Genomic DNA, 20,136 nt, shown 5'->3' with positions numbered 1-20,136 from the left:
TGCGCCTTAGCCTACAGCTAGGGCCTGTTAGGTCTTGAAAGACGGAACGAGTTGCATAGCTCTTTGTGATGAGCATGATGCAGTCTGTATTTTCCGATGATGCATGGTCGGTCGGGGAACCTCTGATCGAGACGGTCCGTCCAAAAGGCAAAACCCCGCCTCGCGATCTGCGGCGGACCCTGTCGGCGATTTTCTGGCGCCATCAGAATGGCGCGAAATGGCGCTCAATTCCTGCTGAACTCGGCCCCTGGTGGACGGCAGCCCAACTCTTCATCCGTTGGGCAAAGCTCGGCGTCTGGCAGGCTCTGTTTGAACAGGTGAAGGGTCAAGATCCGGCTTTAGGTATGGTCTTCCTCGACGGCACAAACATTCGGGCTCATCACAAGGCCGCCGGAGCGGCCAAAAAGGGGGATTCAGAGAACGCCGCAATGATCGTGAAGCACTTGGCCGCTCGCGTGGAGGGTTTGGCAGCAAGGTCTGCGTAGCCGCAGATGGGCATGGAAAGGCCCTGTCTTTCACCCTGACGCCAGGTCAGGCCCATGAACTCCCCTCGGCCATGGCCCTCCTTGACGCATTGCCGCACGCCCCGCGCTATGTCGTTTGCGATCGGGGCTATGCCTCGAACCAGTTTCGAGAGGCCTTATGGGACAGGGGTTCACGCCCGGTCATCCCGACAAAACGCAACGAGCCACAAGTAACCTGCCCGAAATGGGCCTATCGGCACCGACATCTGGTGGAAAATCTGTGGGCACGTCTCAAGGAGTGGAGAGCAGTCGCCACGCGGTATGAGAAAACCGCTACGTCCTTCATGGCCGTTATCTGCATCGCCGCAACAGCAGATCGCCTCAAGACCTAACAGGCCCTAAACCTTACATGATAGTTCGTTTAACGTTCTCTCTAAACGTACGTTAAATGCACTTTCGTGTAGTCAACCCATAATCCCTGAGCTCGCCCTTCGGTCCGACATATCTGTATAGAGTGACGCGCTCGATCCCGAGTTCCTTGCACAGATCGGAAACAGACGTGTCGCGCTGCGCCATGGCGGCCTGGGCGAGACGCACCTGTGCTTTGGTCAGGGCGAATTTTCGCCCTCCCTTTCGTCCGCGCGCTCTGGCTGCGGCAAGGCCAGCCATGGTGCGCTCGCGGATCAGATCCCGCTCGAACTCGGCCAGAGTGGCAAAGATACCGAACACCATGCGGCCGGATGCGGTCGTGGTGTCGATCTGAGCGCCTTTTCCGGTCAGCACACGCAGGCCGATCCTGCGGTCTGACAGATCCTTCACGGTGTTGACCAGGTGGGCGAGCGAGCGCCCGAGGCGATCGAGTTTCCAGACCACCAGCACATCGCCGTCGCGCAAGGATTTGAGGCATGCAGCTAAGCCGGGCCGATCATCGCGGCTACCGGATGCACGATCATCATAAATATTACCTGGCTCGATACCGGCGGCACGCAGGGCGTCGTGCTGGAGGTCGAGGGATTGGGAACCATCGGCTTTGGAGACGCGGGCATATCCGATCAGCATGTTTCTTAAACGTTGGTTTGAAGCGGTGACGAACATGAGCACATAAGCTTGCACTATTGTGTATCTTAACCAGCATCGCAATCAAACTATCTCAAACCTTACCTTGGAAAGAATAAGGAGCATGTATGCCGCGTCGCGTGACCCTGACCGATCGACAGCGCGAGGCGCTGTTTCACTTACCGGTCGATCAAGGTGATCTGCTGCGGCACTATACCCTTAGCGATGAGGATCTCGGGCATATCCGCCAGCGCCGGCGCGCCCACAACCGTTTCGGCTTCGCGCTGCAACTGTGCGTCCTGCGCTACCCGGGCCGGGTACTCACCCCTGGCGAGCTGATCCCGGCACAGGTATCGGATTTCATCGCGGCCCAGCTCGGGCTGAGCCGTGACGATCTACTCCTCTATGCCGCGCGCGAGGAGACCCGGCATGAGCATCTGGCGGACCTACGCCGGATCTACGGCTATCGCTCCTTTTCGGGGCGGGGCGCACGGGATTTGCGCGATTGGATCGCTCGGGAAGCCGAGGCGGCGACATCGAATGAGGATCTTGCCCGTCGCTTCGTTGCAGAGTGTCGCCGCACCCGCACAATCCTTCCCGGTTTCTCAACGATTGAGCGCCTTTGTGCCGATGCACTGGTCAAGGCCGAACGCAGGATCGAAGATCGTATCGCCCATCGCATAACACCAGCCCTGAGCGAGAATTTGGCTCATCTGTTAGAGAATACGGTGGATGGTCGCATCACCCGCTTCGTATGGCTGCGACAGTTCGAAGTTGGCGCAAATTCGGCGGCGGCCAATCGGCTGATGGATCGACTGGAATATCTCCACAAGTTCGATCTTCCGGCAGATTTGCTGGACGGCGTTCCCGCGCATCGTGTGACCCGCCTTCGCCGGCAGGGCGAGCGCTATTACGCCGACGGCATGCGCGATCTGCCCGAAGGCAGGCGGCTTGCAATCCTCGCTGTCTGCACCATGGAATGGCGGTCATCTCTGGCTGATGTCATCGTGGAGACCCACGATCGCATCGTAGGCCGTCTCTATCGGGTCTCCGAACGCCTTTGCAGCACCAAGATCGCCGACGAAAAGGCGGCCGTTCGGGACACGCTGAAGTCTTTTGCTGAAATCGGTGGTGCTTTGCTTGGAGCGCAGGACGATGGCGCATCCCTGGACGGGATAATCACCACCGGTCCAGGCTGGGAACGGTTCAGAACCCTTGTCGCCACGGCCTCTGCGTTGACCAATGTGCTCGCTGCCGACCCGCTCAGCCGTGTGCTGGACGGCTATCATCGCTTCCGCCTCTATGCGCCCAGGATGCTGCGCCTGCTCGACATGCAGGCGGCGCCGATTGCCAAGCCTCTTCTGACGGCTATCGCGCTGCTACAGAGCGGGATCAAATCCGATCCTCCTATGGATTTTCTACGTCCCAGCTCCAAATGGCATCGTCATCTTCGCGCTGCGCCCGCCGGCGACTACCGACTTTGGGAAATCGCGGTGCTGTTCCATATCCGCGACGCTTTCCGGTCCGGCGACATATGGCTGGCAAAATCGCGCCGCTATGGCGACCTCAAGCAGATCCTGGTCCCGCCACAGGCGATAGAGCAGACCGCGCGGTTCGCTGTGCCGCTGCAACCCGGCGAATGGCTTGCCGAGCGCAGGGCTCGACTGGATACACAACTGAAGGCGCTTGGCCGCGCGGCGCGAACCGGTACGATCCCAGGCGGCATCATCGAGAACGGCAAGCTGCACATCGACAAGCTGAAGGCTGACACACCCGAAGGCACTGAGGATCTCGTACTCGATCTCTATCAACAGCTCCCGTCCACGAGGATCACCGATTTGTTGCTGGAAGTCGATGAGCGAACCGGATTCTCCGAGGCTTTCACGCATCTGCGCACTGGCGTGCCTTGCCGCGACCAGATCGGCCTGATGAACGTGTTGTTGGCGGAAGGCGTCAATCTTGGTCTACGCAAGATGGCAGCGGCGACCAATACGCACAGCTTCTGGGAATTGCTGCGGATCGCACGCTGGCATGTCGAAGGCAGCGCCTATGATCGGGCGCTCGCCATGATCGTGGAAGCCCATGCCGCTCTGCCTATGTCCGCCTTCTGGGGACAAGGGAAATCCGCATCCAGCGACGGGCAGTTCTTCCTTGCTACCGAGCAGGGCGAAGCGATGAATCTGATCAACGCGAAATATGGCAACGTCCCAGGCCTCAAGGGATACAGCCATGTGTCCGATCAATATGCACCCTTCGCTACCCAGGTCATCCCGGCAACGGTCAGCGAGGCACCTTATATACTCGATGGGCTGCTCATGAATGACGCAGGCCGCCGCGTCCGCCAGCATTTTGCCGACACGGGTGGCTTTACCGATCATGTGTTCGCCGCCAGCTCCTTGCTCGGCTACAGGTTCGCATCGTGTATCCGAGATCTCTCTCAGAAAAGACTCTATGCCTTCACGCCCAACGCGACGCCCGCCAATGTGCGAGCGCTGGTTGGCGGCAAAATCAATGAACCGCTCATCGAGCGCAACTGGCCCGACATCCTGCGCGTCACGGCAACGATCGCAGCGGGCAGGACAAACGGCCAGATGGATGTTGTTGCGCTGAAGCACCGCCCCAGAAACGTCCGAGCGGTTATCCTTGCGAAGCCGCTTGATCGTAACATCGCGGTTTCCGAATGCTTGCAGGAACTCGAAAGGAAATTCCCCGGGATTAAAAGGTGCCTCGGCAATCCGGGAGACAGCTTCTTCAATCTCAACGGGATTCATGCGTAAAATTCCATACGTTCGAAAAACAGATCATACACTTCATGCGCCACCGGACACCTCCAGGAAGAGGCGGACCAGAGGTGCGTTGATATAATAATTGCTCCGCCCTGAGCGGTGCTTGGACAGCAAGCCTTTCTCTGAGAGCTGGTCGAGGTATTTCCCTGCCGTCTGACGCGCGATGTTCAGATCTGTCTGGACATACTCGATTTTCGTGTAAGGATGCCGAAACAGATTGTTCAGCAGCTCCTGGCTGTAAATTTTGGGCAGTTCCGTCCGCATCCGCTGCTTCATGGTGGCCATCTGCGCCCGCATGCCCTCAATCAGCTCCAGGGTGATCCTGGATGTCTCGGCCACGGCACGCAGCATGTAGAGGATCCACGCTTCCCATGCGCCTTCATCCCGCACCTTCTGTAACAGATGATAATACTCATCTTTGTGGCGAGTGATGTAGCGCGACAGGTAGAGGATCGGGATATCCAGAAGGCCGGTCCGGGTCAGATATAACACGTTCAGGATCCGCCCGACGCGGCCATTCCCATCGGGAAAGGGATGAATGCTCTCAAACTGATGGTGGATCAGAGCCATCTTGATGAGTGGATCCAGGTCACAGAGCCCGTCATCATTCACGAACCGCTCCAGATCCGACATATGCCCGATAATCTCCCGCCCGTCCTGCGGCGGCACAAAAACCACTTCCCCCGTGCGCTCGTTCTTCAAGGCCGTTCCCGGGGTGTTTCGAAACCCATCTTCCCGCTTCTTGAGCCTCTGGAAAATCGCGATCAGCCCCTTGTTCAGGATCAGGCCGTCGGTTTCTTTCAGCTGTCGAAACCCAAGATGCAGGGCATCTCGATACAGGGCGACTTCCTTGGCCGCCACTGAATCCGGCCCCTCGGGAAACAGATCCGCCTGGAAAAGCTCATCCTGGGTGGTGACGATATTCTCGATTTCCGAAGACGCCTTGGCTTCCTGCAAAGCCAACGTATCAATCAGGATCCCCTGATTGGGAATAGTTGCCGCCCGCCCCTTCAGTTCCGCCAGAGCCTTATTGGCCTCGACCAGCGCCCTGAGAACCGGAACCGTTTCTATGTCCGTCTGAGGCGGCAAAGGTCGAATAAGGTAGGTTGGCGTTAACATGACATTCTGACGTGGTAGCAATATATGTTTTTTCTAACACGTCAGGATGATCCGTCAAAGAAATCCGGTTTCTTTGACATGTCATATTCTGCTGTCGGCTTTTATCCCCTGAAGACTATTCCTGCTCTGCCGGAACAATGATGACACAGGGTTTCTGAGTTTTTTCCTGACCCGATGCCGCTTTCTGGCAGGCTGCAATCCTGTCTCTGTTGGCCTCAACCAGCTGGCTGTCCTCACGTACACGTTGCCAGCCTTCAGGATTGCTGACCGCCATCATCATGGCCCCAGAGTTCCAGCGATCTTTCTCCCCAACAATAAAGGATGCCACTCGCGTCCCGACAGAAGATGGCAGGAGATACGCCAGAACAGGCGACAACCCGATCCCTGCAACAAGACATGCAAGACCCACCCCTAACAGCCACCAGTTCTGACGATCCTGCTGACGGGACTGACCAATGATATTGGCAAGAACCCGACGTTCCCCCTGAACCTCACCTATCGCTTTCTGAAACGCTGTCTGCATCTCCTGACTGGCAGAAATCCCGGCCTGACGAATCCCTTGCCCATACGCCTGGGGCGTCATCTTCAGCGTCGGATTGGCCTCGATCGCCTCCATTCGTGCACCGACTGCATTCATGGCCTTCACGACACGGGCCAGATCCTCCGTGTAATCCGGGGGCCGATTGTCCCGCCACGCCTGCGGCAACGCTTCCACGCTGCGCCGGAGTACCGTCATTTCGGCGCACAGGTCCTCAAACGCGCGCGCTGCTGGATCTGTCTCGGACATCAGATATCCCCCCACAGATTGAAAACCCGCACACCAGCCGCCTCGAAAGGCGACACGTCGTGGCTGGCCAGAACACGCTGCTCCGGGACGGGCCTCCTCGTCTCCATGATCACGTTGGTATCAAGCAGCAGGATCATTCGAAGGACATTGCCTCGGCCGGGGTCTGATCGCGGGTCTGCAAGACCGCGATATCCTGATCACGCACACCGGCCTCACGACCGATGGCCCCCAGAAGCGATCCCAGCCGAACGGCCTCTTCTTTTTTCTGCATGTCCTCTCCAGTCACCGCGCCGAAATCAGACAACCCGTTCCAGCCCCAGATGTGTCACAAACGGGTCAAAGTCCCGGTCACTGTAAAGGATCCGATACCCGCTTACGATACATCGTGTGGCAATCAGGGTATCAATGGTTTTCCGGATGGTGATGCCTCTCGCACGCAGGTCACGGAAATATCGTGCCGCCTCGATCATGACATCACGCCCCCCGATCTCGACCAGATCCAGAGCGCCAAGCAGTCTCCGCGCCTTGTTGAAATCCCGTTCGCTCGCAAACCCCTGAAGAACTTCCGTCATCATCAGATCCCCAATGGCGACCAGTTCCTCTCCCAGCAACCGGTCCAGAGCATCAACCTGTGGCGTCACCGTACCCCTGAAAAAATCAATCCAGACCGATGAATCGACCAGAATCATGCGTCGGAACGCATGGCGTCGAGATCGCCGTGCCACTCCAGCCTGCCCTTCATGGAACGCAGTTGCCGCTGCTGATTCAACTTGATCAGCGTCCGCAACCCGAGTTCGACGGCTTCTTTCTTGGTTTTGACGCCAGACGCCTTCAGCGCATCTGTCATGAGGGTATCGTCAATAATGATGTTGGTTCGCATGATGTGTATCTCCAGTGAAAATTATACACATCAACATATCCTCTCTCAAGCAGATTACATCCCCATATCCATACCGCGCGACCTGGACCGCGACAGGGACTGCTCCCTCTGATGAGGATGCAGCCCGTGATCGAGCGTCGATCCCTTCCTAATACCCAGCTCGCGGCTTTTCTCCCGCAGAATGGACTCAAGCTGCGCATCCCGCTTCAGCTCCTTCAGCGCCACACCCTGCTGCTCGCGGCTCATCCCGTCCCACGTCTTCACGAACCGTGCCGCCCGCAATTCCGGGCTCTTTCGCACCCTGTCCTCATGCTCCAGCCCCTCGACCAGCCTGCGCGCCCGTCCCGGACCTTCCAGACCATACAGCGCCTGCCGGATCTCCGGCTGATGCTTCAGCGCCGCCCGCAGATCCGCCTCACCGCCACGCCGGACCCGTTCCAGATCCCGCCCGGCTTCAAACAGCGCCTTCTTCTGATGCTCCAGCACTGGCAGTTCCTGACGCACCATGCGCTCGGCATCCACCCAGGCCCGCGCATACCGCTCCACCACCTGCTGAAGCGGGTCACTCCCCGGCGCAAACCCGTCCAGCCCGGCCGGCACCTGCTCGCGCTGCACACGTGGCAGCCTCAAACCCGCAAAGGGAGAGACAGGAGCCTCACGCTCAACCCCACTCTCCCCCTTTCCGGCCTCAGCCTCCATCCCGGCCGACACGTCTTTTTCCGATGTGAGACGACCCGGCCGCACGGACAGGTCCAGCCCGTCGAACATCCCGCGTTTCTGCTGCGCCGGTGCCGGATCTGACGTACGGACAGCTTCGGCCTGCCTGTCCTGCCGGGGGCCAGAGGCAGCCTTCTCACGCTCCACCACGATCTCGCTCTCGGGGACATGCAGCCCGCGCCGCCGCGCAAACCCGGTATCCCGATCCCGGACCTGCGGGTAATCCAGCGTGGTATCCTTCAGCCGCTCGCGCGACAGCCGCCGCACCAGCCCGTCCCGGTCGCCCACGTCATCCCGGCACCAATGGACGGACACGCTCTCCCGATGCCGCGACAGCGCCACATAGGCCCCGTGCCGGTCCATGCTCCCCGTCGCCAGCACATGCGCTCGGTCCACCGTCACACCCTGCGATTTGTGGATGGTGGCCGCATAGCCATGATCCAGCGCGTCATAATCCGCCACCGACACGGACACGACCCGACCAGTCCCGGCACCGCCTGCTCCGTCAAGCTGCACCGACAGCACCAGATCCCCGGCCTCGGCCGATCCCTCGATCCCCCGCACCGTGCCCAACGTACCGTTCTTCACCCCCAGTTCCCGGTCATTACGCAGGAAGTAGACACGCTCCCTGTCCGCGAACACCCGCTCGCCCTGGGCGGTCGGCACCAGCACGTCGTCACCCAGCTCACCAGCCTCCCGCCGGATCTCCCGCGCCGCCTCGTTCAGCGCCCGCACATCGACACGCCGATGCGCCAGCATGATCTGGCTTTCTTCTGGCGCAGCCTGACGGGCTTCATCCCACCCGGCCACTACCCCGGCCCGCGCCTCTTCCAGCGTGTCATGCCCGCGCACCAGGCCAGCCGCCTCATAGCGATCCAGCGCCTCACCCGTCCGCCCCGTCGCCAGCTCCTTCGTGGCCGCCTGCTGCCAGCCTTCACGCTGCCGGCGCACGGCGGTGATTTCCACAGACCCGACCCGCTCGGCCACCGCCCGGAACGCCCCACCAGCCTCGATCGCCTGCAACTGCTCGGGATCACCCACCAGCACCACCTTGGCCCCGACCTCATGCGCAGCCGACAGCACCCGCTCCATCTGCCGTGACCCCACCATGCCGGCCTCGTCCACCACCAGCACGTCCCCGCGCTCCAGCAGGTCAAACCCACGTTCCCACGCACGCTCCAGGGAGGCCAGCGTCCGGCTTCCGATCCCGGACCCGGCTTCCAGCCCTTCCGCCGCAATCCCCGACAGCGCCGCCCCGCGTACCCGATACCCGGCTGCCTCCCACGCCTCACGGGCGACACCCAGCATGGTGCTCTTCCCCGTCCCGGCATAGCCGACCACGACGGACAGGTCGCGGGACTTCGTGACCTCGCCCACCGCCAGCGCCTGCTCGTCCCCAAGACCGGAATGCTGCATCGCTGCCCGACGCACTGCCAGCGGCACCGCATGACCCTGGGACTGCCCCATCGCGAACGATGCCTCTTCCAGACGCTGCTCGACCCCGGTCATCGCGCGCGTGGAGAACCGCTCCCGCCCCTGTCCGTCTTTCCCGAGCGCGACCAACTCTGGACACGCCTCCACCCGAACCATGACAGCACTGAACTGTTCTGCATCCGCCGTCTGCCGGTCCACGAACCGCGCCAGATCCTGCCGGGTAAATGTGCTCTGCTGCTTGGTCAGCGCCTCCAGAGCGACATGCGGTTCCGCCAGCAACCTCTCGCCATTGCGTCGCGCGATCTCCAGATGGTCAGCCACCCGCTCCGCGTCCTCGCCCCGCTCTTCCCGACGCATGCCGGCCGGACCGATCTTGTTCTGCGGCTCAAGGTCGATCCCCTGTGCCGCGAACGACCGATGATCGATCCGCACATCCAGGTCCAGCTCGGCCAGCCGTTCATTGGCGAGCGACGCCCATCGTTCACGCCACGTCAGCAGGAGTTCCTTGTCGTTCCACGAACGCTCTTTCGCACCAAACCCGTTCTCATCCACAGACCGCGTGGACAGCATCACATGGGCATGAGGCTTCGACTGTCCGTCCTCACCAATATCCCAATGTACATTGAGATCGGCCACCATACCGCGTTCCACGAACTGCTCCCGCACAAAATCCCGTGCCAGCGCGATCCCCTGCGCCTGGGTCATTTCGCGCGGGATTGAAAACTCCACCTCACGGGCAAGCTGGGCATCCTTGCGTTTCTCGATCGCCTCGACCTCATTCCATAGGGTCGCACGGTCGAGAAACCGTTCCGGAGCGCCATCGGGCAGCATGATCTCGGAATGCACCACACCGCTCTTGTTGGAAAAGTCATGATCACGATCCAGACGCACATCATGCAGGCGGCATGCCGCGCGATAGGCCGCCGCTGCCACGGCGCTCCGGCCGGTGGCGCGGCTGATGACCTTTGCATGCAGATGATAGATCGCCATGAACGCGATCCTATCACACTACTTAAGCGCACGTCACGCAGTGACGTATAAGCGCGCACTCACATTTTACTGTGCCACAAGGGTTGATTGCTCTGGATGAGTGACGCGGTTCTCGCCTGTGTGGTAGAGTATGGCACAGACCAGCAGGACAGAGGACCGGAAATGCGCAGGCCACGGGACATTGATGCGGAACTGAAGGCGCTTCAGGAAAAGGCGAAGCAGCTTAAGGCGCAAAGAACCCTCCAGCTCGGTGAACTGGTCGAGGCGACGGGAGCCGATACCCTGTCGATTGAGGCGCTGGCCGGGGTACTTCTTGCGGCTGTCGAACAGGCTGACGGCAAACCCGAAGCCGTCGCGAGGTGGACCGAACGGGGGACAGCGTTCTTTCAGGCCGGCGCAAAAAAGGGCGGCCGGAAAGGAACCGGAAACGATCAGAATGGAGCTTCTGGCGCTTGAAAGAAGGATCAGGAAGCAGACAGCCCTGATCCATCGCCATCAGGCACGAAAGGCACGCACCGACATGCGCGACTGGGCGAAGGCGCGACGGGAACGCACTCATCATCTGATCGAACTGGGCGGCCTGGTCCAGAAGGCGGGACTGGTCGATCTGACCGATGATGACCGCGCCACCCTGCTCGGAGCCTTTCTGGATATTGCGGGGCAGCTTCAGGGGGGAAATGAGACCACCCCGGACGACCTGAAAACACGCTGGAGGCGCGCGGGGCTTCATGCCTTCGACAGGGACAGGGAACATGACTGATTGCAAAACACGATCATCCGAAACGGACAGATTGTAATCTCGGCCACAGAACAATTTGACGGTCTGGAAACTGACCGCCACAAACACTTCAAGAGGATACCTAATGGCTCCAGAATACCCTTCTCCAGAATGGTTTTCTGATACAATCAACCGTCATCGATGGATGTGGAATCTGAATGCCCGGTTCGTTGCACGGGCGGCAAAGCGTATGACCGATACGGATGCCTTGATCTTGCTCAATGAGGCGGTCAATCTGGAAATAGCGGAAACGGCTGCCAACCTCCTTCGGGAAGGTGTGCCAGAAAAAATCGTCGCTGATTTCGTTATAGCTTACAGTCAGACACAACGAGCAGAATTGCTGGATAATGTCTGCGATTACGCATGGCGGATTTCTGCCCCTGTCGCTGCCACGAAACACGAGGCGATGAAGACATGACCATGACGGACCTTTCCGACGAACAGGCTGCCAAAAGGGATGCAATCCGCAAGGCACGCAACAGCACGAAACCCACTGTCCCGGCCGATCAGGTTCTTGCTCTTCTGGACGCCGATCTGGCCCGGATTCAGGCGGCCATTGACGCCCTCCCTACCCCTCGTCCCACGGATTGATGAGGGTGATACCGCAGTTGAGGAAATCACGTGTATTCCGTGTCGCAAGGAATGCGCCACGGGACTGCGTGATGGCCGCGATCTGTGCATCAAACTGACTGATGGGTTCTCCGGCCTGCCGGCGTCGGGAGGCGATCTCAGCATAAACACAGGCCGCCTCTCCGTCGAAAGGCAGGATACGTCCGGAGAAATCCTCTTCGAACATGGCACGGGCAGCTGCGATCAGAAGCTCTCGCCGTCGCCCTTCCGGCAGCAGCGCCAGCCCATACAGGATCTCGGCCTGTGTAATGGTCGTGATGAAGAGGGTCATCATGGACTGGCGGGACATCCAGGTCAGCACCGCCCCGTCAGGCCCGGAGCGCATCAGTTCGGAGAGGATGTTGGTGTCGAGAACGATCACACTCCGAAATCCACGTCCCTGATGGCCTCACGAGACACGGCAGGCAGATCTACCCCGCCCAGCCTGGCAAAACGCTGGTGGATGGCCTGACCGGCATCTACCCCCTGGGACACTTCAGCAGAAAGAGCGGAACGCAGGATATCGCGCACCTCTTCTTCCATAGAACGCCCATGCTGGGCTGCGCGCAGACGAAGCTGCTGCTTGAGACTGTCGTCGATATTGCGGATGGTCATCACGGCCATGGAAACCTCCTGAAAGCAATGACAGCATTGTAGTCATTGACTTCGCAGTTTGCAATCATCAGGTCGGATTGGGGTATTTGGGGGAAGAAACGAAATCCCACACCAAGCTGAAAACGGAAGCGCAGATCCAAACTGACCTGAAAATCCAGACGGAAACAGAACGCGGGAACGATCCCTCATTCCCGCGCTGAAGATTACCAGTAATATTCGTGGGGTCGCCGGGTGCCGGTATACGGAAAGACCGCCTCGACAGGATCGAGGTCGCCCTTGATGATCAGGCGGGCAACATGCCTGTCATGATGACGGCCAGGACGGATATCGTGCAGATGACTGTACCAGTTGGGAGATTCAGAGGCTTCACGTGAGCCTCCATAGCCACAGCGATCCGGCTGGTTGGCCCAGCGATGATTGCGACCGTATTTGCGGCTGTGATGATAGGTGCGAGACATGGGAGCTTCCCCTCCATGACGCGCGGAGTGATTTCCGAGCGTACCTACATCGCCCGATCTCCTCTGTTCTGGTCGGAATATACTTTACCGCGTCTGTGCGACATCGGTCTCCAGCAGGGACGCCGGCAGGCGCATGTTGAGGGCGGCCGCCTTGGGTTCGATCTCAAAGCGCATGGGCTTGAAACCGGACAGGTCATACCGGGTCAGATCGGCGGTCGCGACGAAATCCTCGGCCGCTTCGTCACTGTTCAGCGAAGGCATGGACCTGTTTTTGCTGCTCATAGTGGTCGATCTCCTTCAGACAGCTTCGATCGGGCCGGAATAAGCCTTTACCAGCGGATCATGGGTCAGCAGAAGCAATCCTTCCACCGTGGCCTGTGCCACAAGTATGCGATCAAAAGGATCCCTATGTACATCTGGCAGCTGTCCCACTGCTAGGGCATGCTGGCTGGTGATCGATAACTCCTCATAACCGTTTTCGATCAGACCACGTCGCAACAGATGGGGATCAACCTGAAAGTCTGCACGACCCAGCCCAACCTTGATGGTGACCTCCCAGAGACTGGCAGCGCTGAAGACCAGAACATTGTTCTGATCTTCCATCAGGGTTCTCGCACGCTCTGACAGTTTATCAGGCTCTCCTGCGGCCCAGAGCAGCAGATGGGTATCCAGAAGAAGCCTCACACCTGACCGTCGAACAGAGACACAATGTCGTCCTGTCCCATGCGATCAAAATCCTCGGGTACCCGGATTTTTCCAGCAAGAAATCCCAGACGCCGTTGCTGTAACTCTTCAGGATCCGTAATCGGGCTGACCCGCACCATCGGTCGGCCAGCTTTAGCAATGATGAAGCTTTCCCCTTTCATGGCCGCGTCAATCAGCCGGGACAGATGGGTCTTGGCTTCGTGGATGTTAACTGTGCGCATAGCGAAAGCCCCTGAGTCTACCCAAAAAGACTTAGTCATATTAGTCTGGTCTATCAAGGCAAATATCGCCAGGACCACCTCAGGAAACGAAAAAAGCACGTCCATCGCGTTCTTCGCCTACCGTCATACCCTTTCGGATGCGACATTCGCGGTCAGGAATGCCGCATAACCCGGTTCGTCCATCTGACCTGCTGCCAGCGCGAGAACCGCATTCGCAGCATCTTCCTGGGCTGCCGTGAAACGATAGCCGTTCAGTTCCAGAAACAGCACACCGAGCACAAAGCCCGTACGCTTGTTCCCGTCGATGAAAGGATGGTTTTTGACGATACCCGCCGTATAGACGGCCGCCAGATGCACTGGATCCAGCGGATCCGCATAAGCCGCATGCTGCTGTGGCCGGGCAAGCGCGGATTTCAGAAGACCTGCATCCCGTACGCCGGAAGCGCCACCATGCACCCCCAACAGCCGATCATGCAGGATCAGGGCTTCGCGTTCGTCTATCCAGACGAAGACTGTCATTGGGCCAGAACATGCAGCGTATCACGGTAACGCCGCATAATATCCTCAGCCTTCGCCATTTTTGTTTCGAAGTCGGGATCATAGGGCACGAGCCGATATCCGCCGTCTGGTGCTTCGGTCAGATACAGGGGCGCACCGTCTTGGGTATTCAGCCGTGAGATCACTTCCTTGGGCAGTACTACCCCGAGTGAGTTTCCGAATTTTCGCACTTTCAGCTCGACCATAGTGAATCCCCTTTATGTTATTACCAATGTAATAACTTTTTGCGGTTTCAGCAACCACCATGCTTATCGGCCTGTCTAGCTCACAGTGATCAGTAGTCCTTCTTACGCGACGTTTCTGGGCCGACCGCCTTTCGCACCATTCCGGCGTGCAGCCGCCACCTTTGCCTGGCTGGCGGATGATCCGCCCACACGTCCCATCTGTGCCGCCATCCAGCTTCGGGAACCGTAGATACCGTGGATCAGACCTTCGACCAGGACATCAGCATCAAGACGGGGCCAGTGAAGGCCATTACCCAGCGGGGTAATCTCGATCTCAGCCAGATCATTCAGGGAAGCGCCCTGCAAATCCTGTAACAGATCCACCGGTACGCTCATTTCAACACCGTTGGAGAGCGTGACATGAAGAGCGCGGCGCGCACGGATCAACCGTGCGGAGACCGCATGAGGAACTGTCGCTCTATGAAGCGCGTCTGCTTCACGAGCAGCCTGATAGTTCACGTTATTCGCCATGTATCTTCTCCCATGCTTCCGCCGGCATCTCAGCGTGGTCCTGCACGATGACAAGGGCTTCCTGTATAGCCTTATCCTTCATGCCACCTGCCCGTATCAGGCGGGCTTTCCTGCCAATTTCAATCACCGCTTCTCCATCCGCGCTTATGACGTGAACGTGCATTGGGCACATGATCTGCCGTGTAAATCACGACACGAAATCCATTGATGCGTAGAAGCGTCGGCATAATGCACCATATCCCTAACGCTTGGGTTTTTCAATCAGAACCATCCCGCTGAAAGTCAGGAGGAGGATATCTGGACGGACGAACAGGAAATGGCCAGCCTATCAATCCCCGGCAAGGCCAGCAGAGCGCCCTGAGAGGCCGCACAAAGCGCAATCCCCGTTACCGCCTACAAACTAGCCACCACACGCGGTAATGCCTGTACGGCCACCCTATGGTGTCTGATGGGCATGCTGCGACACGTGAGCTGCTGAATGATCGCCTGAACACCGGTGCGTCTTGAGCAGATTACGGTCTTGCCCGGTTCTTCTGGTGTTGCAGGCGTCGGGCGAGCGCGGAGCGGGAGCCCCGTAGGGCGCTGAAGGCGCCGACGCGGGAGGGGAAGGTACTGGTAGAGGGACGATGTGGGAACGCATCGTCAGATTATGATTTCGCGCCGTAGGCGCGTCTGTTTAGCGCAGCCCTGAAAGGGCGAGCAGGGGGATGCCGGGTGGGAGATCGCGCGAAGCGCGATCGGGGCGGCCGTAGGCCGCGAGCCGGCGGGGGCGTAGCTCCCAAGAGGCGGTGCCTTTTTTGTTAAGAATTTTGTTAAAATATATAGTTAAGAGAGTTAAGCACTAAAAAACCTATGAAAAAACGATTGATAACAGTCTGTTACGGTTATGGGTGGTGGGTGAAACCACGTGTTTGGGTGGGTGAAACCACGATGCTTGGGTGGGTGAAACCACGATGCTTGGGTGGGTGAAACCACGACAGTTGACCATACTTATCCACAGGAAAACGCAGCATTCCCTATAGCTTGAGTGGTTTCGAGTCGTAGTAACTCTCATTTTGACTACAGAGAGAACTCATTGGGTGGGTGAAACCACGATAGTTTAACGAGGCCGCCCTCGTGACAAACGATCCATCAACCCATCCACCTCTTCAGCACGCCGACGATCTGCTTCTACGCGCTCTCTTTCTTTTTCGAGCTTCCTATGCAGCTCAGTCGCTGCCTCAATACCTCGCAACTGAAACATCACTGCCGGTGTACCTTCAACAGTCTGAGTCAACGACATAGTGTAATCAGGAAGTTGGTCTGCTTCGATGATCTTCCGCAGCATACGATTAAATTCTTTAGGCTGCGCATCGCTACCTGTTTTTTCATGCAGCACCTCGACACGGCATATCCACCCACCTCTCTGCTGACCAGCATGTTTACGTGCGATCCGATAGAGGGCCCGCTCTAATCCACCAGATAAAAGAAAATAATCCTGATGCATTGTCAGCAAGGATCGCTCACTTACAATGCCTTCATAAACCCAGTTTGATAGGGTGATCGTCATTCCACGCGGCTGATCTGTGTCTGGATCTACTTCCAGCGTCCATCCATCCAGCCATCCAAACTGAGCCTCATTACGGCGCTTAGGTGCCCGTAATGATGTACGGATGGATGTTGTTTCTAGACGCGAAAGAGCAGCTTGCAATTCCTGATAAGCACGTCCTCCTGTTCCCCGTCGAATGCCGCGCAACAAATCATAGGTTGTTGTTGTAAGCGTTCGCGGAAGATCATTGACCCCCTGCTCTTTCATCCGATTCAATACGGAAGCAGCCCACACAAGAATGTCGGCATCCCATATTGTCGCCATGCCATAAGCTGGCATGGCTTCAACTTTCACCCATGCTTCGCCATTTGGACTGCGATATTCAATTGGCTTAAGACGTTTACGTTTCTGAAGTGAGAAAAATGGCCGCTCCATCACTTCCCGCTGATCTTTCAACGGAAGATCATTCATTAACGGAATAAAAAAGTCGAACTCGGGGTTCGGATCACGCCGTTTACTCATGGTGCAAACCTAGTGTGCCCTCGCTGCACCAGATATTGGCGCAATAAACGCTCGGTAATGACCGTCAAAGGTTCTCCACCTTCCTCTACACTCAACTGACGGAGTGTACGGTGCATATCCTCTGGGATATGGATCAAAACCGGTTTTTTTCCAGGATGACTATTTTTCTTGCGTGGCGAAGGTGCGTTCCCATCAAGACGTGATCGGGTAGTAGCCTCTTTAGGCACATTTTCCACTACAACCGTCGGAGATACAGGGGCACTTTCTTCCTCAAAAATGCCGGCTAATGCCGATGCTTTCTTGGGTTTCACCATCATACTATCTCGCTTAATGGTTTATTCGCATAACCGCTTAGTCGCTTAGCCTCAGCATAAGCAGAGCGTAGTTCAGCTGCGGCCTTACCATCTGGATCCAATTCGGCAGCAGTTTTCCCAATCGGTGTTGCTCTATAAAAATCCTTACGAAAATGAAGTTCTGTATCGAACATAGTGACGCCTTTAGCGATGAAGCCCGCTCGAGCATCTTTCCCTTCTGAACCTTGGTAAGGAACCTGGGTGAGGATCACAGCAAAAGGTGTTCCTGCTTGCTGAACCTGCTTTATGGTTTGCAGCACAGAATGAACATCCAACCCACGCGGAGCGACTGGGATCACTACAAAGTCAGCTTGTTCTGCCGCCAACATAGCAATGTCTTTTGAGTTTGCTGGCGTATCAATGATGATGAGATCCAGCTTTCCACTCTTACGTCCTCGCGAAACATGCAAAGGCAATCCTGCAACACTGCTATCTTTCACCATTACGTCATCAGCCTCTCGTCTCTCAGACCAATAGAGAGCTGATCCTTGCCGATCGTCAGCATCAAGAATCACAACCGCTGCGCCTTCACTGGCGGCTTCGACAGCAAAAGCCGTTGCAATCGTCGTTTTCGACTGCCCACCTTTCTGCGCAATCACGGCCCAAGTCTGCATGATGTCTCCTACTAAGCGACTATGCTTTTTATATAGCTTATTCGTTTAATAGCAAACAACTTTAATCGCATAGTCGCTTAGTTGCATATTCGCTTAGAATTTATATCGCATCCTAATGCACTCGGCTTCTGCTGGGATAGAACCATCAGCCTCACTCACGGCATGATCCCCTGCATGACCAGAAATGCTCTTACTGTGATGATCTTCACACCATCATAGACCCGCAGGTCCAGAATATCGCGCTTGTCGCCCGTTAACAAAAAATCGGCTTTCCCAGCAGATGCCATCGCCAAAAGATAATCGTCATCCGGATCCGGAGGGGCTGCCACAGCAGGAAGATCTACAATGAGAACAGCTAAATCCCGGACTTCATTGACCAGACGGCCGGCGAGGGTGGGCGGCAGACGGGAACGGATCTTGGGATACCGGGTCACGCGCCGCAACTCATCTAGCTGTTCGGTCGAAGTCAGTAACTCGCATTGTCCTGCCTGCCATAGCCCGAGCAGATACGCTGGCAGGGATTTTTTAAAAAGCAGGGCACTGATGAGAAGATTGGTCTTGGTGGCCAGACGCACGCTTTAGCTGGACTTGTCTGTTGCCAGCGTGGCGGTCACGGCCTCACCGATCAGGTCCTCCAGCGCGTCCGGCTCCATATCTGCGAACCCACTCCGGGCTTCCGCCATCGTCCTGTCGAACACACGCCAGCGCACCGCCTCCTCGATGAAGCGCGACAGGTCGCCTTTCTTCATGCCTTGCTGCACCAGGAAACCACGTACGGCGATATCGGTTTCGCGGGAGACCGAAACCGTCCAGCGGACCATATCAGTCGACATGTCGGTGCTTATACGCTTGTTGTGATTTCCCTTTCGCAAAATGCATTACCCCCACATTTTCCGTGCGATATCCTGCTCCTCGGCGCCGACGGCATCGGCGTAGATGGCGGTGGTGGAGAGCTGGGCGTGGCCGAGCCATTTCTGCACCATGTTGAGGGGGATGCCGCTGGAGACGGCGGCGACGCCGAAGGCATGGCGCAGGCCCTTGGGGGACGCGGCCGGGCCGGACAGGCCGGCGGCGGCCATGACCGCATGCACCGCCCGCCAACCGGTCATGCGGGACCAGGGCCACAGCCGGGCGGCCGCTCCACGGCCCCGCCGGCGCTGGGCCTCGCGGATGCCATGTACCAGGTCCAGGGCCTCGAGCAGGGAGGGGGGCACCGGCACGGCGCGATAGATCCCGTCCTGGCGCTTCTTGAGCGTGGCGAACACCAGCACGCCGCCGGCCAGGTCCACCCGGTCCGCCGTGAGGGCGAGGGCCTCGGACAGGCGGCAGCCCGACCAGGCCAGGGTCATGCACAGCGTGCGGGCCTCGCGCGGCGCCTGCTCGGCCGCACGCAGGAACCGCGCCCGCTCGGCAACCGTGAGGTATTTGCGGCTCCCGTCGCGGTCGAACAGCTGCATCCCGCCGGGGGCGCCTGCCGGGGTCGTCCGCTGTCCCGGTTTTGGGGGGCCGCTCATCCGGCCGGCCTGTCGCGGTAGCCCCGCCGGCGCTTGGCCCGGAGCTGGCGGACGAGGGCGTCGAGCGCCTGCCCGGCATCATGATGCAGTTCGCAGACCTGCCGGCCAGCCGTCCCGATCCGCCCCCACTGCCGCACCAGGGCGGTTCCGCCGAACAGGTCAGGCTGCAGCGACAGATGGTAGAAGCGCCAGCAGTTGGCGGCCGGGTCCACGCGCACCAGCGCCGCCGTTTCGGGAAACAGCGACAGCTGGCAAGGTGGCCGGACAGGGGCCTTCGGGGCAGGTCTGGGCATGATGTCCTGAAAAGTGTAACACATCTCCCCCGCCCCGGACAGGAAAACCGCTGCAATCGCGGGACAGGCCGGCCGGTTTCAGGCCCGTCCTGTTACACTATTGCCCATAGTGTATCACGTCAGAAGTCTGATGCCCCTGAGACTTGGAGGGATCGACGCGGAAATCTCACAGAAGGGTTGTACATCGGGTTAGATTATGAAAAAGTCTGTTTTGCACAAAAGAATTTTTCATAAGCAATAAACGAACCCGATGCAGACAGAGTGTAGCGCAGGCGCGTATGAGTTTCCAGCCTCCTGTGGACGGCGTGTTGTGGCCCGTTTTGACGGGGGTCGCATGAGTTCGGATGGGGGCGTCATTCTGGTGAAGCAGGCTGATGACATTCTGGGGCTCAGCCGCCGCTTTGCTGCCTGTTTTCGCGATAAGCGGCATCCCGGCTTTG

The 20,136-nt window shown here is 58.3% G+C and carries 31 protein-coding genes and 2 pseudogenes; 7 read left to right on the top strand and 26 right to left on the bottom strand.

What is annotated here, in order from left to right; genetic code table 11:
• Positions 1 to 77: 77 nt before the first annotated feature.
• A protein-coding gene (locus KUA11_RS15330) for an IS5 family transposase (protein WP_196756840.1) occupies positions 78 to 856 on the top strand; the annotation gives its coding sequence in 2 pieces (ribosomal slippage) (positions 78 to 417 and positions 417 to 856; 780 coding nt in all).
• Positions 857 to 908: 52 nt separating this feature from the next.
• Here the strand turns inward: KUA11_RS15330 and KUA11_RS15325 are convergent.
• A complete protein-coding gene (locus KUA11_RS15325) occupies positions 909 to 1,523 on the bottom strand; it encodes a recombinase family protein (protein ID WP_173584752.1) in 615 nt (204 codons plus the stop codon).
• Positions 1,524 to 1,648: 125 nt separating this feature from the next.
• Here KUA11_RS15325 and KUA11_RS15320 point away from each other — a divergent pair.
• Positions 1,649 to 4,096: pseudogene (locus tag KUA11_RS15320) on the top strand (Tn3 family transposase); the annotation flags it as partial.
• Here the strand turns inward: KUA11_RS15320 and KUA11_RS17575 are convergent.
• The 8 genes and pseudogenes from KUA11_RS17575 to traA all read right to left on the bottom strand — a co-directional run.
• Positions 4,097 to 4,291, bottom strand: a pseudogene (locus KUA11_RS17575) (type IIL restriction-modification enzyme MmeI); the annotation flags it as partial.
• 39 nt (positions 4,292 to 4,330) lie between these two features.
• Positions 4,331 to 5,425 carry a Fic family protein gene (locus KUA11_RS15315; protein WP_173584751.1) on the bottom strand — a complete coding sequence of 365 codons (1,095 nt, stop codon included), beginning with the start codon at positions 5,423 to 5,425 and terminating at the stop codon, positions 4,331 to 4,333.
• A gap of 115 nt (positions 5,426 to 5,540) precedes the next feature.
• Positions 5,541 to 6,212, bottom strand: a complete 672-nt coding sequence (locus KUA11_RS15310; RefSeq protein ID WP_173584750.1) for a DUF6118 family protein — start codon at positions 6,210 to 6,212, stop codon at positions 5,541 to 5,543.
• Positions 6,212 to 6,349, bottom strand: coding sequence for a hypothetical protein (locus KUA11_RS15305; protein ID WP_019088723.1), 138 nt, complete (start codon positions 6,347 to 6,349; stop codon positions 6,212 to 6,214). The genes KUA11_RS15310 and KUA11_RS15305 overlap by 1 nt, the downstream gene beginning before the upstream one ends.
• Positions 6,346 to 6,483: a hypothetical protein gene (locus tag KUA11_RS15300; protein ID WP_026019313.1), complete on the bottom strand. Its 138-nt coding sequence runs from the start codon at positions 6,481 to 6,483 to the stop codon at positions 6,346 to 6,348. The genes KUA11_RS15305 and KUA11_RS15300 overlap by 4 nt, the downstream gene beginning before the upstream one ends.
• 25 nt (positions 6,484 to 6,508) lie before the next feature.
• Positions 6,509 to 6,901, bottom strand: coding sequence for a type II toxin-antitoxin system VapC family toxin (gene vapC, locus KUA11_RS15295; protein WP_173584749.1), 393 nt, complete (start codon positions 6,899 to 6,901; stop codon positions 6,509 to 6,511).
• The gene (locus tag KUA11_RS15290; RefSeq protein ID WP_062106147.1) at positions 6,898 to 7,092 is read right to left on the bottom strand and encodes a type II toxin-antitoxin system VapB family antitoxin; all 195 of its coding nucleotides are present in this window, start codon (positions 7,090 to 7,092) and stop codon (positions 6,898 to 6,900) included. The genes vapC and KUA11_RS15290 overlap by 4 nt, the downstream gene beginning before the upstream one ends.
• A gap of 54 nt (positions 7,093 to 7,146) precedes the next feature.
• On the bottom strand, positions 7,147 to 10,233 hold the full coding sequence (traA, locus tag KUA11_RS15285) for a Ti-type conjugative transfer relaxase TraA (RefSeq protein WP_173584748.1): 3,087 nt from the start codon (positions 10,231 to 10,233) through the stop codon (positions 7,147 to 7,149).
• Positions 10,234 to 10,329: 96 nt separating this feature from the next.
• On the opposite strand from traA, the gene KUA11_RS15280 reads away from it, so the two are divergent.
• From KUA11_RS15280 to KUA11_RS15265, 4 genes are all read left to right on the top strand, one after another.
• Positions 10,330 to 10,689 (top strand): conjugal transfer protein TraD, encoded by a 360-nt coding sequence (locus tag KUA11_RS15280; RefSeq protein WP_025439939.1) that lies wholly within the window; start codon positions 10,330 to 10,332, stop codon positions 10,687 to 10,689.
• Between the two features lie 64 nt (positions 10,690 to 10,753).
• Positions 10,754 to 10,993 carry a conjugal transfer protein TraD gene (locus KUA11_RS15275; protein ID WP_062446221.1) on the top strand — a complete coding sequence of 80 codons (240 nt, stop codon included), beginning with the start codon at positions 10,754 to 10,756 and terminating at the stop codon, positions 10,991 to 10,993.
• Positions 10,994 to 11,201: 208 nt separating this feature from the next.
• Complete coding sequence (locus tag KUA11_RS15270; protein ID WP_231368027.1) at positions 11,202 to 11,429, top strand: hypothetical protein; 228 nt, start codon at positions 11,202 to 11,204, stop codon at positions 11,427 to 11,429.
• A gap of 2 nt (positions 11,430 to 11,431) precedes the next feature.
• Positions 11,432 to 11,602, top strand: coding sequence for a hypothetical protein (locus tag KUA11_RS15265; protein WP_173584738.1), 171 nt, complete (start codon positions 11,432 to 11,434; stop codon positions 11,600 to 11,602).
• Here the strand turns inward: KUA11_RS15265 and KUA11_RS15260 are convergent.
• The 17 genes from KUA11_RS15260 to KUA11_RS15180 all read right to left on the bottom strand — a co-directional run bounded on the left by KUA11_RS15260 (position 11,580) and on the right by KUA11_RS15180 (position 19,696).
• On the bottom strand, positions 11,580 to 12,002 hold the full coding sequence (locus KUA11_RS15260; RefSeq protein WP_019088717.1) for a type II toxin-antitoxin system VapC family toxin: 423 nt from the start codon (positions 12,000 to 12,002) through the stop codon (positions 11,580 to 11,582). The two genes, KUA11_RS15265 and KUA11_RS15260, sit on opposite strands and share 23 nt — an antisense overlap.
• On the bottom strand, positions 11,999 to 12,244 hold the full coding sequence (locus tag KUA11_RS15255) for a FitA-like ribbon-helix-helix domain-containing protein (RefSeq protein ID WP_019088716.1): 246 nt from the start codon (positions 12,242 to 12,244) through the stop codon (positions 11,999 to 12,001). Before KUA11_RS15255 ends, KUA11_RS15260 begins: the two co-directional genes overlap by 4 nt.
• Positions 12,245 to 12,438: 194 nt before the next feature.
• Entirely contained in the window at positions 12,439 to 12,693 is a 255-nt protein-coding gene (locus KUA11_RS15250; RefSeq protein ID WP_012813384.1) for a hypothetical protein, read from the bottom strand.
• Positions 12,694 to 12,777: 84 nt separating this feature from the next.
• Complete coding sequence (locus KUA11_RS15245; RefSeq protein ID WP_173584756.1) at positions 12,778 to 12,954, bottom strand: CopG family antitoxin; 177 nt, start codon at positions 12,952 to 12,954, stop codon at positions 12,778 to 12,780.
• A gap of 36 nt (positions 12,955 to 12,990) precedes the next feature.
• Positions 12,991 to 13,377, bottom strand: a complete 387-nt coding sequence (locus tag KUA11_RS15240; protein WP_173584746.1) for a PIN domain-containing protein — start codon at positions 13,375 to 13,377, stop codon at positions 12,991 to 12,993.
• Positions 13,374 to 13,619 carry a type II toxin-antitoxin system Phd/YefM family antitoxin gene (locus KUA11_RS15235; RefSeq protein WP_173584755.1) on the bottom strand — a complete coding sequence of 82 codons (246 nt, stop codon included), beginning with the start codon at positions 13,617 to 13,619 and terminating at the stop codon, positions 13,374 to 13,376. The genes KUA11_RS15240 and KUA11_RS15235 overlap by 4 nt, the downstream gene beginning before the upstream one ends.
• A 123-nt stretch (positions 13,620 to 13,742) precedes the next feature.
• Positions 13,743 to 14,138, bottom strand: a complete 396-nt coding sequence (locus tag KUA11_RS15230) for a type II toxin-antitoxin system death-on-curing family toxin (protein WP_173584745.1) — start codon at positions 14,136 to 14,138, stop codon at positions 13,743 to 13,745.
• Positions 14,135 to 14,362, bottom strand: a complete 228-nt coding sequence (locus KUA11_RS15225; RefSeq protein WP_026019902.1) for an AbrB/MazE/SpoVT family DNA-binding domain-containing protein — start codon at positions 14,360 to 14,362, stop codon at positions 14,135 to 14,137. The genes KUA11_RS15230 and KUA11_RS15225 overlap by 4 nt, the downstream gene beginning before the upstream one ends.
• 102 nt (positions 14,363 to 14,464) lie before the next feature.
• Entirely contained in the window at positions 14,465 to 14,872 is a 408-nt protein-coding gene (locus tag KUA11_RS15220; RefSeq protein WP_062454620.1) for a DUF2442 domain-containing protein, read from the bottom strand.
• The gene (locus tag KUA11_RS15215) at positions 14,862 to 15,035 is read right to left on the bottom strand and encodes a DUF4160 domain-containing protein (RefSeq protein WP_173584744.1); all 174 of its coding nucleotides are present in this window, start codon (positions 15,033 to 15,035) and stop codon (positions 14,862 to 14,864) included. The genes KUA11_RS15220 and KUA11_RS15215 overlap by 11 nt, the downstream gene beginning before the upstream one ends.
• A 936-nt stretch (positions 15,036 to 15,971) precedes the next feature.
• Positions 15,972 to 16,922 (bottom strand): replication initiator protein A, encoded by a 951-nt coding sequence (locus KUA11_RS15210; RefSeq protein WP_173584743.1) that lies wholly within the window; start codon positions 16,920 to 16,922, stop codon positions 15,972 to 15,974.
• Complete coding sequence (locus KUA11_RS15205; protein ID WP_198912719.1) at positions 16,919 to 17,239, bottom strand: hypothetical protein; 321 nt, start codon at positions 17,237 to 17,239, stop codon at positions 16,919 to 16,921. The genes KUA11_RS15210 and KUA11_RS15205 overlap by 4 nt, the downstream gene beginning before the upstream one ends.
• On the bottom strand, positions 17,236 to 17,889 hold the full coding sequence (locus tag KUA11_RS15200; protein ID WP_062247395.1) for a ParA family protein: 654 nt from the start codon (positions 17,887 to 17,889) through the stop codon (positions 17,236 to 17,238). The genes KUA11_RS15205 and KUA11_RS15200 overlap by 4 nt, the downstream gene beginning before the upstream one ends.
• Positions 17,890 to 18,044: 155 nt before the next feature.
• Positions 18,045 to 18,464, bottom strand: a complete 420-nt coding sequence (locus KUA11_RS15195) for a putative toxin-antitoxin system toxin component, PIN family (protein WP_173584742.1) — start codon at positions 18,462 to 18,464, stop codon at positions 18,045 to 18,047.
• Positions 18,465 to 18,467: 3 nt separating this feature from the next.
• Positions 18,468 to 18,722 carry a ribbon-helix-helix domain-containing protein gene (locus tag KUA11_RS15190; protein ID WP_173584741.1) on the bottom strand — a complete coding sequence of 85 codons (255 nt, stop codon included), beginning with the start codon at positions 18,720 to 18,722 and terminating at the stop codon, positions 18,468 to 18,470.
• Positions 18,723 to 18,767: 45 nt separating this feature from the next.
• The gene (locus tag KUA11_RS15185; RefSeq protein WP_173584740.1) at positions 18,768 to 19,403 is read right to left on the bottom strand and encodes a tyrosine-type recombinase/integrase; all 636 of its coding nucleotides are present in this window, start codon (positions 19,401 to 19,403) and stop codon (positions 18,768 to 18,770) included.
• Complete coding sequence (locus tag KUA11_RS15180) at positions 19,400 to 19,696, bottom strand: WGR domain-containing protein (protein WP_242010877.1); 297 nt, start codon at positions 19,694 to 19,696, stop codon at positions 19,400 to 19,402. Before KUA11_RS15180 ends, KUA11_RS15185 begins: the two co-directional genes overlap by 4 nt.
• Positions 19,697 to 19,946: 250 nt before the next feature.
• Here KUA11_RS15180 and KUA11_RS15175 point away from each other — a divergent pair.
• Positions 19,947 to 20,136 (top strand): transposase (locus KUA11_RS15175; RefSeq protein WP_217411756.1); only part of this gene is annotated, 190 nt, incomplete at its 3' end.

This window comes from Acetobacter estunensis (assembly GCF_019083805.1).
Classification (GTDB): Bacteria; Pseudomonadota; Alphaproteobacteria; order Acetobacterales; family Acetobacteraceae; genus Acetobacter; species Acetobacter estunensis_A.
Note: the sequence above shows the minus strand (reverse complement) of the source record. Positions and strands in the feature narration are given on the sequence as shown.